Genomic DNA, 17,083 nt, shown 5'->3' on the forward strand with positions numbered 1-17,083 from the left:
CAAAAAAAATAGGGTAGCGTCAAGAATCTTGTGTAAATGAAATGCCTTCGTACATATAATATGTATCTAACTTAAATAAATGATGCTTCCAAGGTGTCCTGGAGTCCTTTGAACCCTCGGTGGATCCGCTTCAGAGACTTCTCGTTATAAGCATTAAACTGAGAAACCAGGAAGCGATCCAGTGAATCTTCCGTTGGAAATTGTTCTTTGTGGTGGGTGGTGCGCTTGAGATGCTTGTTAAAGTTCTCAATCAAGTTAGTGGAGTAGAGTGATTGCCGAACGGCTGGTGGAAAGTCCATGAAAGTGAGCAGATTCGGCATTTTAAGCAGATCTTTGATTAACTTGGGATAGGTACGATGCCAGTTGTTGGCGAACTCATTCAGTTTCAGTTCGGCTGCTTCACGATTGGCAGCTCGATGAACTTGTTTAAGTCATTGATCACGGCCTTACGGTCTTTCACACGAACTTTGTTCATCAAATTACGCCCAACATGAACCAGGCAACGTTGTCGTTTGGCTTTAGGGAAATGCCGATTCAAGCCTTCATCCAAACCAACTAACCCATCGGCCACAAACAACAGCACATCTTTAACGCCCTGCTTGATCAAGGTTCCCAGCAGTTCAGTCCAGATTCCAGTCGATTCCGTTGGCGCCACTTGGTAGTTCAGCACTTCTTTCGTACCATCTGGACGAATGCCAATCGCAATATGAACGGCTTCTTTTTGAACGGTATCCCGCTTTAACGGCAAGTAAGTGGCATCTAAGAAGATGGCCGCATATTGTGAAGCCAGTCGACGTTGCTGGAAAGCTTGAACCTGTTCATTGACGGCTTTAGTCATGTTGGAAACCGTGGCTTTGGAGTAGTGAGCACCGTACATTTTCTCAATGAGTTCGGCAATTTCAGCAGTGGTAATTCCCTTGGTATACAACTGAATGACCGTTGTTTCTAAATTATCACTGTGCCGACCGTAGGCTGGCAAGGTATGATTTTCAAACCGGCCATTGCGATCTCGAGGAATGGTTAAGTTAAGTTGGCCGTACTTCGTATCAAACGAGCGCTCATAACTGCCGTTGCGGTTATTACCAGTGTTAATCCCAGCGTATGAGTAGCGTTCGTAACCCAAAAACTCTGCCAATTCGGTTTGAAGCAGCTGGTTAATCGCAATTTCGAGGTGGTGACGAAAAACTTCGTCCAAATCTTGCTTTTGGGCTAGTGCAGCGATAATTTCTGTGGTAAGTTCATTCATGGGGAATGCCTCCTGTGATGTTTTCTGTGGTTACTAAATATCATAAGGGAAGGCATTCCCTATTTCTATACAATTCAGAAATCTTTTATGCATTTACACAAGATATTTTACGCTCTCTTTTGTTTACAAAATTCAACTATTTGAGTTTTTCTGTTGATTAGATCTATAATAAAGTTTAGATGGGGGTAAGTATAATATAGATTCTTTAGTTTCTGTATTGTCATATCAGTTCAACAACCATTTGGATAAGGTTATTGTACCTTTATTTTTTTTATTATTTAAATAATGCCATTCTTATGTATCCAACTAGCCATAAGTAAACTATTTTCTTTGTTGATAAAATGAAAGCCGGGTGAATTTTAAAATCGAGTTCTGCATTTGTTTGAAACAAAATCACATACCTTAGCTGTCTGTACTTTTGTTACAACTGCATTATTGTGTTTTAAATTTTTTATAATTAACAAATGCGGTGTAACTATTTTTAGAATTTTTAAGTTAATTAACAATTACTGACTCACTAATACAACTTATTTAAGATTACATCAGATTAATGTTGGCTTCATAAAATGAAAGGATGAATTATCGTGAAAATAACATTAATAACACAGTATTTAGAGGGACATGGCGGTACCGAAAGAGTCATTTCGAACTTGGTCAACGAAGATTTAAAAAATGAATATCAGGTTTTGATCCCTAAAAGCGGAAAACCTGAATGGCTCCAATGGATTACACGTACTACCGGCTACCAACTTAAAATTTGCCATGCACAAGATACACAAGCACAAAAAGAGTTTATTGAAAAAAATGTTTTAGCAGCAGAACCAGATATCGTTTTGGGACTCGAAGGCAGAGCTTGTGTAACTGCCTATCAGATCAGGAAAAAATATGACCTTCATTATAAAATTGTTTCTTGGGGACATACCTCCATTGCTGAATCAAACATTTTTGCTCGTCAAGAACTTGCTTTCTCAGAATATCATCTTGCAATTAGTACAGGGATAAAAAAACAGTTGATCAAACTCGGGGTCCCAGCCCAAAAAATCTTTCTGATCTATAATCCTATCCGCACTGTAAATAAGAAAACAATCAGCACACCTAAAGCTAACGCTCCTTTCCATGCAATTTTTATTGGAAGAATATTGTTGGATGATCAAAAAAATGTACGTATGCTTCTTGAATCAATGGCACAGCTTAATATTCCTTGGAAACTGGACATCTTTGGCAAGGGAGCTGATCTTCCAAAAGCAAAAACATTAGCAAATGATTTGCATATTTCACAAAACATTAACTGGCAAGGTTGGATGCCTAATCCTTGGGAAGCAATTAATGAAGCTGATTGCCTGCTGCTCTGTTCAAAATATGAGGGATTCCCAATGGTTGTTATTGAAGCTGCTTCTTATGGCTTGCCAATTGTTTCAACAAACTGTCCTACTGGACCGGCAGACATCATTAATTCCCACAATGGAATTTTAACTCCAATGAACGACCAAAAAGCTTTTATAGCTGCATGCCGGCAAATCTATCGTTTGCGTGGTAAATATAATCATACAGATATCAAAAAAACAGTTTTGAAATTTGATATTTCTCGCTATATTAAGCACATAGAAAACATCTATAACTTAATTGCTGCTGATAATAAAAACACAGATAAATCAGCCATTAAACTTTCTTCTTTATAATAGGTTCTTTATCAAGTGGTACTGATGAAATGAATTATTAAAAATAATAAGCAATTGGTCTACTTGGTCAAGCTGCTTGTTCCTGAATGGAATGAGCAGCTTTTTTAATGTGACTATGAAAATTCAAACTGACATAACTATTCTTTAATTCGATGAGAAGACGTAAACGGAAGTTTTCAAAGTTCCGGAAACCGTAAGCAGTCTTTTTAATGGCTTTGATCTTGTTGTTTGTTCCTTCCACGGGTCCATTAGAAAAGGTCGTCTGAAAGCTGTTCTTGATTTCTTGTAGATGTTTACGCAAGGTACGATTAGTTTTTTTGATGGGCTCAGGCATGCCTGCAGCTGAACGTGTTAGACTTTCTAAGAGCCTTGGATCTCGCTGCTGGACAGCTTGTAAAAGTGTTTGATAATAAACGTAAGCTTGTCGCAAAGCGGAGGACATGTTTAATAAACGCTCCACAATATCCTGTTCACATAACTGCATATTACGAAAGTTTCTGCTTTTACGATAGGTTTTAAAATCAAGTTTGGTCGAGTCTTTAGTTAACAATTTCCAATAATGTTTCAAAGCACGTGCGTTGTGCGAACCCTGTCCCGCCTGTTTCATGGTTTGTGTCCGAACTAAGTTTAAGGCCCGATAAGCTTGGGTTACGACATGGAAGCGGTCGGCAATGATCAGCGCTTGCGGAAAGATCTCATGGATCAAGGATCGATAAGGCGAGTACAGATCAACTGTGACCGTTTGGACTGCCCAGCGAGCTTGACGGTCATATTGTAAAAAGTAACTTCGTAAGTATGTATTATGCCGAGAACGCACGATATCTAACGTGCGGCGTGTCGCAATGTCCATGACAATGATACTCATGCCGCTACTAGAAAAGTTGCCCGCTTTAAAGTCGTCAAAAGCGATATTTTGCGGTAAGAAATGATGATTGGGCCTTAAGTAAGTTGAGAGCTCTTGCGCAAAGCGCATCACTGTCATTCCAGAGATCCCAAAATCAGCGGCAATATCTTTTTGTGAGATATTCTGGTCTAATTTAGAAATAGCCTGATATTTAACGGCTTGTGAGATTTGGTCGTTAGCCTTGACGTCCTTGATCTCCGCAAGTTTTGTAATAGTTTTAGGGCAGGCAGCTGAAGCCGGGCAGAGATATTTTTGTTTGCGGATCGAAAAAACATTTGTGATCCCACCCGAAGGCAAACCGAGCATCTCAACGGTTTTAAAACCGTTGTAGCGCATTTTTTGACCACAAACTGGGCAAGCACAAGGATAAGATTGCCGCAAATGGATCTTGCGGACTTTTTTATGTTGGTAAAATCCTGCAGCTATCACTTTATTCTTATATTTTGGATCAAATTCCAGGTGTGAGTCTTTAATTCCCAATAGATCCAGTGTACAATTCTTCATGTAGGACATTCCTTTCAGTGTAGGGATTGTTTCTTTGAGATGAAGTGTGTCTTCATCTCTATTTTTTTATCATAAAACAAAATTGGTACTGAGAGAAGATTTTTCTATCAGTACCAAATATTATAGAACCCAGTTTTAAGACAATCCGTTGGTGTTAAGAAGGGATCGGGTACTACATGGTTTTGTAAATGTGATTGTGGTAATTATACCGACGTGGCAAGCACAAAACTTATTCAAGGAACTACCAAGAGTTGTGGTTGTCAATTAAAGAAGGCACGAGAAAAATGGAAAAATATTTACAAAGATGAAAAGATACAAGAGAAGATAAAAAAACTTTTAGAAAAAATGACGGTCGTGAAAAAAATACTAAACTATCTATATTGGAACTAGCAACAAGCGACAAATTAAAGGCAAATAATTCTAGTGGTGTAACAGGGGTTTCTTATAGTAAACGTGATAAGAGGTGGCGTAGCTATATCACAGTAAAACATATACGCTACGAGCTAGGATATTTTAAAGATAAGGAAAGTGCAATCCAAGCTCGAAAAAAAGCTGAAAAAGAATTAGTTGAACCCATTTTAAAAAAATACAAAAATAAATAAAAAATTCATAGCCTTTATAAGACACGAAATAGATTTGTTATAAAAAATAAGCTGAAAAATACCTTACTACCCAATTTTTTACAGACATGATATAATAGAAGCAGAAAAAGAAGCCTTGCTTGAACAAGACTTCCCATGTAGAACCGTTTAAGACGGTGGCATAACTTAATACGATTAAATAACCGCTAGCTTGCCAGAGCTAAGGCGGTTTTTTTTTGCTGATTTTTAATCAACTCAACAACTAATGCGATTAAGGCCACGATAAAAGTACCGAAAGCCAGCATTAATTGTAAAGCGTCCGAAACGGACACTTGGGCTACTCCTTTCCTAGAATGTGAGTTTATAGTTTTTACACCATAAGCACCACCCCCTTTAAGGAAATAGCCACCGCCTTAACTTCTCTACTTGAACTATTATACAGGATAACTAGTAATTTACCTATTGATGATTAATGTTATATTACCTTAATAGGCATTGAAACATTGCATTTAAGTTTTATTGTGTATAACGATGTTACACAAATTAAATCGGTGGTGGTTTAAAATGAAAAAAATTTATTTTTTATGTACAGGAAATTCTTGTCGCAGTCAAATGGCTGAAGGATATGCCAAAAGTATACTATCGCCCGATATTTTTGAGATAGAAAGCGCGGGTATTGAAACGCATGGACTAAATCCAAATGCTGTTAAAGTTATGGCTGAAGACGGAGTAGATATTAGTAGCCACTACTCTAAATTAATTGATCTAAGGTATTTTAATACTTCAGATTTAGTTATTACTTTATGTGGTGATGCAAAGGATAAATGTCCTATGCTTCCCCCGCAAACAAAAAGTTTACACTGGCCTTTATCTGACCCAGCGCAAGCAACAGGAACATTAGAAGAGCAACTAGAAGTATTCCGTAAGGTTCGTGACGAGATTAAAAAATTAATTATAGATTTAAATGACCACTTTCATTGATTACAGAAAAGCGACATAACTCAACGATTGTGTCGCTTTTTTAATACCATGTAATTAATGGTCTTAGCATATGTTATAATTTATCGCCCTAATTATGATAGGAAAACTTATGCAAAATCTAATAAACTTGATGTCAAAATACAGTATAGTAACAAAAAAGATACTCTGAAAATTAAGCAGAGTACCTTTCTGTTGATATTAGTGGATGTTTTTCGGATGATGAGGATTAATCATATTTTGAATGTAGTTAGTTACCTAATATTTTTTTCTTCACGATTCAAAACTTTAACCTGATTTGCTTGATTTGGGTGTTTCTTGAGATAACTTATTATTTATAACTGAATGCTTATTCTCATTGATTTTGTTTGTTGAATTTTATTTTTCATTTTGTTTTAACATAAGCAGGATCGTTTCTTTTTGCCGTTGAGAAACATTATTATCCAAGTAGGTTTTACACATCTGATTAACTAAATCGTACATCTTAGTATCGGTAACGACAGACATACTTTTAATTAAGTCATATACAGGTGGATCAACCTTAATGGTCTTTCGTTCGTTAGCCTTATATTCTTTTTTGATTGAAAGATTTCTGCTAACATCGGCAGTATTTTTGATGTTTGGTTGAACATTGTTATCCCTCTTCAGTAAAGCCACTAAGCGTCAGCCCCTTTCCTTTTTCAGTGAGCCTATTATTATTAATAAATTCATGTTCATATTTAAAATCTACGACATCACCAGTTTTTTCAAAAGATTTGATTCTTAATAATAATTCTTTGAATATATCTGCATATAGTGCAAAAATTCTTTTATCATGAAAGTCTTCAAATTGAATTCCTTGTGCTGTGTACCATTCCAATCTAGCATGATTGTTAATAATGTTATTAAATACGTTATCACGGCCAAAATATTTTATGGTTTCATCAACTATTTTTTGCTGTAAAGGTCTACGCGCCTGTAAAAGAACTGGCAAGACACCAGCAACTTGAACATTAATCATATTCCCAAAATCATTTACCAAAGTTTGTAAATATGTAAGAATAAGACGCTTTGATCCATCGAAAGCAAATTGTTGTGTCTCTTGAATAACAATAACATAGTCGGCACAAACCATAGCATTATCGACTTTAATATCTGTGGAAGGTGGAACATCAATGAAAATAAATTCATAGTTATCTTTGATCTGATCTAAAAGTTTTTTTAAATAGAAGGTCTTATCTGTTAATGATTTAAACTTTTTATCCAGGAATTCGGTATAGTTACGCATGTCATAGTCGCACCCAATTAAATCTATCTTCGGAGCTAAGTGTACAATTCCTTGCGACAGGTCTTCTTTTTCCAAGCAGGCCATTAAAGTGTTTGGAATTTCAGGATTTCCGAAAGTCTTTGATAAAAACTGAGTTGCATTCCCCTGTAGATCTGTATCTATGACTAACACTTTTTTATTAAATACGGTGGCGGCCACTACTGCTTCCATTACTGTGTCTGTTGTTTTACCTACGCCACCCTTTTGTTGAGCGTTAATTATTGTATACGTCATTTAGACACCTCCATTAAATACATAGTAAGTCAATTTTATTTAAAAGTAAAGTAAAATGTAGTAAATCTCCTTTATACTTGTTTATCAAAAAGAGAAAAAGAGATTATGCTCCTAAGAGAAAAGGAGAAAAAGAGATTAATCTCCTATTCTCTTAGTACCTTAAGAGAAAAGGAGATTAAGAGAATAAACACTATAAAAAGGCCTTCTAATCAATAATAATAATTTAAAAAGGAGAAAAAGAGATTAAGAGAAAAAGAGATTAGTGTAAAAAGAGATTAAGAGAAAAGGAGAATAGTGTACTAAGAGAAAAGGAGAATAGTGTACTAAATTATCAAAAGGAGATTTTTTGCATAATAGCTTTACACTAGAGATGAAAAGGAGTAATCTATAAATAACAAAAAGAAGCTTATCTAAATTGATAGATAAGCTTCTACATAAAAGAAAAAGCCACCCAATATTGGCGTATTGGAATGACCCGAACTAAGTTTTTATTTATGGTCTCATTGTAGCACATTTTACTAGTGTGTTCAATGTGGTGATTTTCAAAACTCAGGAGACAAGCTGAGTAGTAGGTTAGTAGTACATAGGTTTCATATTTCGATATGCGACAGCTGCTTATGGATGAACGCTAAAAAGTAGACATCTGGTGAACTCAGCCAGAACTTCACAAAAATAATTGAGTAGTCTATGGATTCTGTAATCTGATCTGTAGGCTGGGTTCAGAGCCGACCTGCAGACATAGAAGCTGCTGACTAATGGCTAGAGTGGTAACATGAATGGAGTCTTAACATACAGTAAGGGCATGTTTTTGCTGGTGAGTAAAAAACTTAATTGTTAAGATAGCTGTAAGAAGCTGAAACTAGATTACTTGTGAGTGAAGCGAGGGGAAACCTCAAAAACTGAGCTGCACGTTATTTTTTTGTTTTTCTCTGCAAAATTAAGGGAAAAACTTTGCTCATATCGCTTCAGGCTTCCTAAAAACTAAGCCAGCCAAGAACAGAAGTCAACTAAAGGTATTCATATTTATTGAATAACTTGTTAAGAATGTAAGTGAGGTTTCAAAGTAGGGGATTTGAAATTCACAAGTTCAGAAAGTTAGGTTAATAAGAATCTTGCGAAGTAAAATAACTATACCAATTTTAGTTAAGAAATTGGTAAAATTAGTAAGTTGATTTTAAGTTGCTGAGTAGGGTAGTTGCGAGTATACAGCGGTATACTTAGATTAAGATGCATTATGTAAATTAAAAAGTTTTTTAACTAGTAAACATGCATGTTAATATATAAAAACACCAGGATAACTAAATCCCAGTATTTTTGTATCTACTTCTTGTTATTTCTAAATATCAAGTATATGATAAATAGTTGAATAACTAGAGAAACAGATAAAGTAAATGTTACTTGCAAAGCGTAGCATACAGTTTAATTAAAGGCAACCAGCCTTGTGTTGTAGCCATTTACCAGTATAGCATACTGGACTTGATAGCTATGAAATGATAATACGTAGGTAAGGTAAATGGAAAACAAGGGGTTTTATCCTTTTAAGTGGACTTAATCAACCCACGTCACTCACGGGCTCTCAGACTTAACTCTCTGAGGGCCTATTTTTTGTATTAATTTTCTTTTATTTACCTCATGGTTTCAAAGGTATTTTATATGCTTTAGTACAATGTAACATGTTAGGGTAGCAATAACGGTAATTATGGATACAATAAAGAAACCAGGCATTGAAGATTGGAAGGGAACCTTAGTATTAACACCCCAAAGGCCAACTATGATAGTGGGAATAGTGATAATAATTGATAGTTCTGTTAAAATTTTCATAATGATATTTAACTGATATGAAATGATATTGCTGAACATGTCACTTAATTGGGAAATTAAGGTAGTTAGGGTTTTTGCTAATTTTAGCGTTTGCAATCTTTGGATACGTAGTTGGTATTGCTTGTCCTTATACTTAGCGTTGTTTAAAAAGAGTTTTTCACAGTGTTCTAAAATATATTGGAAGGTTTTTTCATTACTTTCTAAAGCGCTTTCTAAAAACACGATGCTTTTTTGACAAGCAGCAAGCCTGTCTAACCCAGCGCTGTTAGTTTGGAGCTTATGAATATTTCTTTCTATTCCTATTATTTCACTTTCTATTTTTAGAAGCTGTTTTTTAAATTCTTCGTAAACTGAACTTATAAGGTGTATGGCTAACTCTTCTTTATTATTATTAACTTCGCCTAATTTTTTTGGGGGGGCTATGAAAGGTAAAATAATGTCAGTAACGGTTATTATGGTACTATCAACTAGCAGTATTAGTAATGGATAGCCCGTAGTAACATTATTTTTCCCAAATGTACCTTCTCCAGCACATAACAATAATATTTCAGTAATTTGCTGCTGTTTTAGATTAGTAATGTAATTAATGTGAGAGGCTGTATTTAAATTAGAACTTTCGCGAATAATATCTCTAGGTAAAAAATATTTTGACGTAATGTATTTTATTTCCTCCTCAGTCGGTTTTATTAAACTAACCCAGTCGATCCGTTCTTTTTCTTGTGCCACAAGTATTTTCTTATTTTTAAAAATATAGTTTTTTAAAATCATGTTCACCTCCATAAAGAATAAAAACTCTTCATATTATACCTACTTGGTCCCAAACAAATCCATATTTGGCCATATGAATAGGGAAAATTTAAATTTAATTTTGCTCATTTAATTGACTAAAAAGTAAATTCCATTTTTCATTAATATAAGGTAGTCGGAAGTCGTGTGACCGTTGTGTTGCAAGGTTTCCAAATTTTTGTCGCAAGTCAATATTTTTCAATAATGGTAATAGTTTTCTGTAGAGATGCTCTGTATTATGGTCTGCGATTATTATTCCATATTTTCCACTTTGTAAATATTCTTGTGAACCTGTATTCCACATACTCACAATTGGCAGCCCAAAGTTCATAGCTTCACCGATAACTAATGGAAATCCCTCCCACCTAGAAGTTATTACAAAGATTGAGCCATTTCTATAATGTTCTTGTAATTCCTCGTCGGGTAAGGAATCTAAAATAATAAATTGTTTCTCTATTTTTTTGCTATGAACCTCATTTTTTAACCATTCTTTGTCAGGCCCATCACCAGCCAACTTTATTTGCCAATTATCGGGCAAGCGTTGCGCCAATTCTAACAAATAGTCAAGTCCTTTATGTTTTACATCTGTTCTGCAAACAGCTACAATAACATTTTTATTCAAGTTACTTTTATGATTAGACACCAGCGTAACTGGGTTATGGATCTTTATTGTATTAACATTATGTTTTGAAAATTTTAAAAGGTCGCTTTCTGTTAAAGTTACGACTGTATCCACCGCTTCAAGTCCAGCAATAAATTCAACCCGCATATCCTGATAGTATTCTTTCATATAAGTCTTATAATTATTGTGCATCCAAGCGATTAATTTAGTGGTAGGATTTGCTTCCTTTATTAACGGACTAAAGCTAGTAAAGAGTCCTGCATTCAGAAGAACAATATCGATCTTCTCTTTTTTTATGGTCGTGTTTAAATCTGCAATCTGTAACTTGAATTTTTTTAGTGGGAGATCTTCACGGAAACTTTTTCCTGAATTTATTGGATGTTTGGCTTTAATCAAAGGAGCTTCTAAATGGAAAAAAGAACCTGCTGAGGACAATGAATAATAAAAGATATTGTGTTGTTTAGCTAAGCTATTACCAACAACGGTGGCAACTCTTTTAACCCCATCCATTTTTAAGTTTTCTATACAAATTAAAATGTTCATACTATTAACCTTCCTTAGTGACAAGTTAAGAACTTGCTTTAAATTTTAGAGCTTGGGAAAATTAAATTTAAAAAAGAAGCAGTGCAGCTAAGCTTTCACCGTCTTTACTGCTTTATATAGTAGGTTATTGAATATAAGTAGAGCTTAACAATAAATGTTTACCAAAACAAATAATTTGTATTTAAAAAGCTAAACCATTACGCTTGGATTAAGTTTTAAATACACGTTCCGTTTTTGAAACCAATATTTTTTAACCCTATTAAGGAGGCTGATTGTGGTGGTAAAAGACCAAGAACCTAAAAAAGATTATTTGATAAACGATACGGAAAAGGAGTTGAAGCATGCACCCTTACTGGAAGATCCAAATTATATTCCAGCTCACAAACTTGAAGGGAAAGTTGCAATAATTACAGGAGGAGATAGTGGTATCGGAGCTGCAACTGCGATTTTGTTTGCTAAAGAAGGCGCAGATATTGTAATAGTGTATTATGAATCTGATAAAGATGCTAATAATATAGCTAAAAGAATACGGGAAATAGGCCGCCAAGTTTTAGTTTTATCAGGGGACATTGCTGATGAAGGCTTTATTAAAAAAATAACAGCAGAAACTTCACAGAAGTTTGGTCATGTTGACATACTTGTCAATAATGCTGGTGAACAACATGTTCACGAACATTTTTTAGATATTCCAATGAGTGAAGTCACAAGAATTTTCAAAACAAATGTTATAGGTATGTTTATGTTGACTAAAGCAATATTTCCTCTATTCCGAGAGGGTGGCTCAATAATAAACACTACTTCTATTACGGCATATGCAGGCTCACCTGTCCTTGTTGATTATTCTGCAAGCAAAGGAGCAATCTTATCTTTTACTCGGTCATTAGCGCAGAATGAAGACATATTAGAAAAAAAGATTAGGGTAAACGCAGTAGCACCGGGGCCAATCTGGACACCACTGATTCCTGCAACTTTTACTTCTGAACAACTAAAAACATGGGGCAAAAGTAATGCACTTAAAAGGCCAGGTCAGGCTTTCGAAGTAGCTCCAAGTTATTTATTTTTAGCAGCTGAAGAAAATAAATATATTACTGGACAAACTATCCATGTTAATGGTGGTTCTGTTGTTAACGGATAACGCTTAATTAGTTGAATTATAAGCGCTCCTTTTATTCTCACAATTTTGCTTAGTGTTTTAGCTTCACTAGCATAAAAATGCTCACTATACTTGTCCAATCTATGTGCACTGTGTACTAGCTATAATAACAACTTGAAATTAAAGTAACCCCTTAGTGATCGGTGATCACTAAGGGGTTACTTAGTTGGCAATTTATTTTAACTAGGTGACCGATATTAATTAATAATTATTTTTTAGGTTTATTTTATATTTGTCTAAAGGTTATTTATTTCGTTGTTCTCCGCCTTTTTTTCCAATCTTTTCATAAAAATCTTTATCATGTGACTTAGCAGTTGTTTTTCCGCCTTTTTTCCCAATTTTTTCGTAATGGTCTTTATCATGTGACTTAGCGGTTGCTTCTCCGCCTTTTTCCCCAATTTTTTCGTAATGGTCTTTATCATGTGACTTAGCGGTTGCTTCTCCGCCCTTTTCACCATTTTTTTCGTAAAAGTCATCACCATGAGAATCGGCAGTTGCTTTTCCGCCTTTTTTCCCAATTTTTTCATAATAATCTTTATCATGTGACTTAGCGGCTGCTTCCCCGCCCTTTTTTCCGGCTTCTGAACGAGTTAATTTATCATCTTTATTACTCATAACTTGTTCCTCCTTATCATGATATTTTTTATTAAGCATAAGGTATTACTAATGCATATCACTACCTTTAGGCTTATAGTCATAGTACAGCCTATAGAATTTAAAGTCAAAACATCTGTTTTATTTATTTTGATTGAAATTATTGCCAAAATAACATACTTTAAATTCTCTTTACTTAGAAGGCTAATTATTTTATTTTAAAACACTGGCCATAATTTGAGGTTTTTCCCGAATGTATAAATAATTTTAGAAGAGACTACAATTTGCCGTAAAATTTAAAAAAGAATGTTAACAAGGTGAAAGCGCCATTATTATGTAGTATAATTAAAAACACTTTTATATAGATAATAAAAAATCTGGATAACCAAAATTTTACAAACTATAATTATCGAAAAAAACAATTTCTTTGGTTTTTAGAATGTTGTTTAGCTTTTAAAGTGTTTCTTTTAAGTGTACCCTAGTGGTACATTTTTTTAGTTGTGTTATACTAAGAAAAACGTCTGTACCATTTAGATGTACCAAGGAGGATTCAGAAGTGAAAGTCGGATATGCACGGGTTAGTACCGCTGAACAGAACTTAGATCGTCAATTAGAGGCACTCAAAAAAGCTGGTGTGCAAAAAATCTTTGCCGAAAAAATTTCGGGGAAGAATGCAGACCGGCCTCAATTAAAAGTTATGTTGGAATATATTCATGATCAAGATGAGATTGTCGTCTTGAGTTTGGATCGTTTAGGTCGAAGTTCACGTGACTTGACGGAAATTATTGAAGAAGTCCGCCATAAGGGAGCTGTGCTAAATATTTTGGACTTACCAAGTTTCGCAGGGGTCGAAGACCAAAATTTGAAGGCTTTATTATCTAACCTAGTATTGGAGATCTATAAATACACGGCTGAAGAAGAACGGCGCAAAATCCGTGAACGGCAGCGCCAAGGAATTGAATTGGCCAAACAACGTGGCGCTTATAAAGGTGCTGTCCGTTTGTATGCGCCAGACTCACCTGATCGTCGGAAACGCTATTTATATCATCAGGTAGTGCAAATGCTGCAACAGGATCCCCCAGTACCAATTGCACAGATTGCTAGAACAATTGGGACTTCAAGGTCACAGATTTATCGGATTAAGAAGTTTTCCAACCTTTGATTGAGTAAAAGTGATTCTACATGTATTATGGTGGTTGAAAAGAGTTGTTGATGTACTAAATTGGAGTTAGCATAAGAAAGAGTAAAGAAGAACTAGCTGCAGCTTATTTTTTAATATTAGAAAGAAAAGATACAAACGACTTCTCACAAGGACAATTTCAAGATGAACGTCAAAAACTTTTCAATATTCAGCATAATAGTGAACTAACAGATAAGGAAAAATGGCGTGCTATTGATAAAGTTAAGGGTTTAACTTTAGGTTCCACTGAGAAACAGGTATTGGCTGAAAAACAGGCCAAACATGATAAAAAAATAAGAGATCAAGCAAGACAAGAAGCACTTGCTGAACTCCGAAAGGGGTTTGGGAATCATGCCTAAAACTATTAGAGAGCTTGCTGGTGAATTGAATGTCTCCAAACAGACTATTCAATATCACTACCAAAGACTACCAGCAAAGAACCAGCAAAAAGATAGTCAGGGTGCAAACATGATTAGCCTCACAGCTGAAAGGATTATTAGAGACAAGGTAGCAAAGCCTTTGGTAGCAAAGAACCAACAAACAGGTAGCAAAAAAGTAACAAAGACTAGCAAAGAAAATAATGATCTGGTTGCTACTCTGAGAAGAGAAGTAGAAGATTTAAAGTTTCAACGTGACAAACAGCTTGCTACCAAAGATCAGCAAATAAGTAGTAAAGACCGACAAATAGATCATCTAACAAAATTGGTGGATCAGCAACAAAAATTACAGATAGCAACGGTAACAGAAAACCATCGATTAAAAGAGCACATTCGGAAATTGAGTGGATTGCTTGAACCTTCTAGTGCAACTCAACAGCAACAATCAAACGACAAGGACGATACCTTGTCGAATAGTATTAATGCCATTCATGACAATGCTGAAAACGACAAGCAAGATCAAAGTCATATTGTCGATGAAAAGAAAAAAAGAATACATAAAAATAAAGTCAATAAGAGTTGGTGGCATTTTTGGTAAAAATTAAAGGGCGGATTAGAATGGAAATAGAACCTAAGATAATGTCTCAAGTCAAAAGTATTTTAGGAGAGTTTGGAAACAAGTATTTAACTAGTAAGGGTTCTCTGAAACGAAATAATGTAATTAATGACTTGGATAAATTTGACCGTGAATTGATGACAAAGCTATTTAAAGATCCTTTAATACATAAAAATTATGTAGAAAAAATTGCTGACACTGAAGTATTTAGACTCAATCAATTTATTGAAATGTTTGAATATAAAGAATTTTGGGAAAACAGTTACACCAAATATACAAATAAAATTGGTTTAACAGCTAATGGAAAATTTATTGATGAATCTGCTGATGTTGTTTTGGATTTTCCCTTTAAAGATACTGTTTTAAAAGCTGGTATGACTAAAGAAGATCTGGATAAAGATGAATCTGCTGATGAACCATTTTTAAACGAAATCATTGCTAAACCTGAAATTGATGAGCTATTAGAGCCTAAAATATTTGTTAATGCTAAAAAGTATGATCAAAACGGTGAACATAACGCATCTAGTTATTCTGATCAAGATAATTTAATTATTAAGGGGAATAATTTGATTGCCTTGTATAGTTTAAAGAAAAAGTACTCCAATAAAATAAACATGATATATATAGACCCACCATATAACACTGGGTCCGATTCGTTTGCATACAATGACAAATTCAATGAATCTACTTGGTTGACGTTTATGAAAAATAGACTTGAAGTGTCCAAGGAACTACTGACGGACGATGGTGTAATATTTGTTAGCATTGATCGTAATGAGTTTGCTGAGTTGAAAGTACTAATGGATGAGGTGTTCGAAAACTCGTATCTAGGAACCATGATAAATGTTTCTACACCTAATGGTCGAGATTACGGATCCTTTGCACAAACACATGACTATATTCACGTGTACGCGAAAAATATTGATATGGTAAAAACTAATACTTTGGATGTTTCTGAAGATAAGTTTAAGCTGCAGGATGAAATTAGTAAGTTCTACTTGCACCCATTATTTAACAGTAATTCAGCATTTAGTAAAGATAATCGCCCAAATCTTTACTATCCATTTTATATTTCAGAACGCGAAGATGAAAAGGGTTATAGGTCTGTTTCAGTTAAGAAAGATACTTTACATACAATTGAAGTATTTCCACCGAAATCTAAAACGGATGATACTCAGTTTGTTTGGCGTTGGGGAAGAAATAAAGGACAAGAACTTGGTGAAACCGAGCTAGTTGGTCAACAGAAATCAGATGGATCGTTTAGAATTGCCCAAAAAATGCGACCTAAAAAACAAATTCCGCGGACTATTCTCCAAGATGCTAAGTATTCCAATCGTCGTGGTACGGAGGAACTTCAAAAATTATTTGATGGTAAGGTATTCAGCTTTCCAAAACCAGAAAACTTACTCAAGACAATTATTGAGATAGGCTCAAATACTGGTGATACTGTATTAGATTTTCATATGGGCTCTGCAACTACCCAAGCGGTAGCAATGAAAATGCATCGACATTTTATTGGTATTGAACAAATGGATTATATTAATACTGTTTCAGTCCCACGTCTCCAAAAAGTTATCGCGGGAGAACAAGGTGGTATTTCTAAAGATGTTGACTGGCATGGTGGTGGCTCTTTTGTTTATGCAGAGTTGATGGAAAAGAATCAAGGCTACTTAAAAGATCTGCTAGCGGCTAAAGATATAAATGAATTAGATGCTGTATATAAACGCATGAAAGTGGGAGCAGATTTCGACTTTCGAGTGGATCTTGATAAATATGAAAATGATGCAGAACGTAAAGCTTTGTCTTTTGAAGAACAAAAGCAGTTATTAGTTAAATTATTGGATAAGAATCAACTTTACTACAACTTCAATAATATCGATGATGCCGATGTTCGTGACCTGATTTCCGATAAGGATTATCAATTTAATCAAAGCTTCTATGGAAAGAGGGACTAAACTA

General features: G+C 34.8%; 13 protein-coding genes and 2 pseudogenes. 7 read left to right on the forward strand and 8 right to left on the reverse strand.

The genetic code is table 11. The annotated features are described in order from the left end of the window. Window positions 1–71: 71 nt before the first annotated feature. Window positions 72–1,246: pseudogene (locus tag GSM_RS14370) on the reverse strand (IS256-like element IS1310 family transposase). A gap of 584 nt (window positions 1,247–1,830) precedes the next feature. Here GSM_RS14370 and GSM_RS12725 point away from each other — a divergent pair. Beyond that, window positions 1,831–2,925: a glycosyltransferase gene (locus GSM_RS12725; protein ID WP_003691196.1), complete on the forward strand. Its 1,095-nt coding sequence runs from the start codon at window positions 1,831–1,833 to the stop codon at window positions 2,923–2,925. A gap of 67 nt (window positions 2,926–2,992) precedes the next feature. Here GSM_RS12725 and GSM_RS12730 read toward each other — a convergent pair whose 3' ends face one another. Together GSM_RS12730 and GSM_RS12740 are read right to left on the reverse strand one after the other, a co-directional pair. Next, the gene (locus GSM_RS12730; protein ID WP_003691194.1) at window positions 2,993–4,333 is read right to left on the reverse strand and encodes an ISL3 family transposase; all 1,341 of its coding nucleotides are present in this window, start codon (window positions 4,331–4,333) and stop codon (window positions 2,993–2,995) included. Between the two features lie 787 nt (window positions 4,334–5,120). Beyond that, the gene (locus GSM_RS12740) at window positions 5,121–5,246 is read right to left on the reverse strand and encodes a putative holin-like toxin (protein WP_010078378.1); all 126 of its coding nucleotides are present in this window, start codon (window positions 5,244–5,246) and stop codon (window positions 5,121–5,123) included. Window positions 5,247–5,478: 232 nt separating this feature from the next. On the opposite strand from GSM_RS12740, the gene arsC reads away from it, so the two are divergent. Then, a complete protein-coding gene (gene arsC, locus GSM_RS12745; protein ID WP_003691189.1) occupies window positions 5,479–5,895 on the forward strand; it encodes an arsenate reductase (thioredoxin) in 417 nt (138 codons plus the stop codon). Between the two features lie 375 nt (window positions 5,896–6,270). On the opposite strand, the gene prgO is transcribed toward arsC, so the two are convergent. From prgO to GSM_RS12765, 4 genes are all read right to left on the reverse strand, one after another. Continuing rightward, the gene (prgO, locus tag GSM_RS12750; RefSeq protein WP_003691188.1) at window positions 6,271–6,549 is read right to left on the reverse strand and encodes a DNA segregation protein PrgO; all 279 of its coding nucleotides are present in this window, start codon (window positions 6,547–6,549) and stop codon (window positions 6,271–6,273) included. Next, window positions 6,527–7,432, reverse strand: coding sequence for a ParA superfamily DNA segregation protein PrgP (prgP, locus tag GSM_RS12755; protein WP_003691186.1), 906 nt, complete (start codon window positions 7,430–7,432; stop codon window positions 6,527–6,529). Before prgP ends, prgO begins: the two co-directional genes overlap by 23 nt. Before the next feature lie 1,638 nt (window positions 7,433–9,070). After that, window positions 9,071–10,021: a magnesium transporter CorA family protein gene (locus tag GSM_RS12760; RefSeq protein WP_003687914.1), complete on the reverse strand. Its 951-nt coding sequence runs from the start codon at window positions 10,019–10,021 to the stop codon at window positions 9,071–9,073. 94 nt (window positions 10,022–10,115) lie between these two features. Next, entirely contained in the window at window positions 10,116–11,204 is a 1,089-nt protein-coding gene (locus GSM_RS12765; RefSeq protein WP_003687916.1) for a glycosyltransferase, read from the reverse strand. 274 nt (window positions 11,205–11,478) lie between these two features. Between GSM_RS12765 and GSM_RS12770 the strand changes: the two genes are divergently transcribed. Next, window positions 11,479–12,339 (forward strand): SDR family oxidoreductase, encoded by an 861-nt coding sequence (locus tag GSM_RS12770; RefSeq protein ID WP_235720387.1) that lies wholly within the window; start codon window positions 11,479–11,481, stop codon window positions 12,337–12,339. A gap of 261 nt (window positions 12,340–12,600) precedes the next feature. Here the strand turns inward: GSM_RS12770 and GSM_RS12775 are convergent, their stop codons facing one another. Continuing rightward, complete coding sequence (locus tag GSM_RS12775; RefSeq protein ID WP_010078379.1) at window positions 12,601–12,972, reverse strand: general stress protein; 372 nt, start codon at window positions 12,970–12,972, stop codon at window positions 12,601–12,603. 535 nt (window positions 12,973–13,507) lie between these two features. On the opposite strand from GSM_RS12775, the gene GSM_RS12780 reads away from it, so the two are divergent. The 4 genes and pseudogenes from GSM_RS12780 to GSM_RS12795 all read left to right on the forward strand — a co-directional run bounded on the left by GSM_RS12780 (window position 13,508) and on the right by GSM_RS12795 (window position 17,079). After that, entirely contained in the window at window positions 13,508–14,113 is a 606-nt protein-coding gene (locus GSM_RS12780; protein ID WP_003687943.1) for a recombinase family protein, read from the forward strand. Window positions 14,114–14,232: 119 nt separating this feature from the next. Beyond that, window positions 14,233–14,490: pseudogene (locus GSM_RS14600) on the forward strand (replication initiation protein); the annotation flags it as partial. Beyond that, window positions 14,483–15,106, forward strand: a complete 624-nt coding sequence (locus GSM_RS12790; RefSeq protein WP_010078380.1) for a DUF536 domain-containing protein — start codon at window positions 14,483–14,485, stop codon at window positions 15,104–15,106. The pseudogene GSM_RS14600 and the gene GSM_RS12790, both read left to right, overlap by 8 nt. A gap of 20 nt (window positions 15,107–15,126) precedes the next feature. Continuing rightward, window positions 15,127–17,079, forward strand: coding sequence for a site-specific DNA-methyltransferase (locus GSM_RS12795; protein WP_201781412.1), 1,953 nt, complete (start codon window positions 15,127–15,129; stop codon window positions 17,077–17,079). Window positions 17,080–17,083: the final 4 nt, after the last annotated feature.

Source organism: Liquorilactobacillus mali KCTC 3596 = DSM 20444 (assembly GCF_000260415.1).
Taxonomy (GTDB): domain Bacteria; phylum Bacillota; class Bacilli; order Lactobacillales; family Lactobacillaceae; genus Liquorilactobacillus; species Liquorilactobacillus mali.

Bases quoted from the DNA above. Each gene is read 5' to 3' on its own strand.
- GSM_RS12730 (WP_003691194.1), bottom strand. From the start codon at position 4,333: ATGAAGAATTGTACACTGGATCTATTGGGAATTAAAGACTCACACCTG.
- arsC (WP_003691189.1), top strand. From the start codon at position 5,479: ATGAAAAAAATTTATTTTTTATGTACAGGAAATTCTTGTCGCAGTCAA.
- prgP (WP_003691186.1), bottom strand. From the start codon at position 7,432: ATGACGTATACAATAATTAACGCTCAACAAAAGGGTGGCGTAGGTAAA.
- GSM_RS12760 (WP_003687914.1), bottom strand. From the start codon at position 10,021: ATGATTTTAAAAAACTATATTTTTAAAAATAAGAAAATACTTGTGGCA.
- GSM_RS12765 (WP_003687916.1), bottom strand. From the start codon at position 11,204: ATGAACATTTTAATTTGTATAGAAAACTTAAAAATGGATGGGGTTAAA.
- GSM_RS12775 (WP_010078379.1), bottom strand. From the start codon at position 12,972: ATGAGTAATAAAGATGATAAATTAACTCGTTCAGAAGCCGGAAAAAAG.
- GSM_RS12790 (WP_010078380.1), top strand. From the start codon at position 14,483: ATGCCTAAAACTATTAGAGAGCTTGCTGGTGAATTGAATGTCTCCAAA.
- GSM_RS12795 (WP_201781412.1), top strand. From the start codon at position 15,127: ATGGAAATAGAACCTAAGATAATGTCTCAAGTCAAAAGTATTTTAGGA.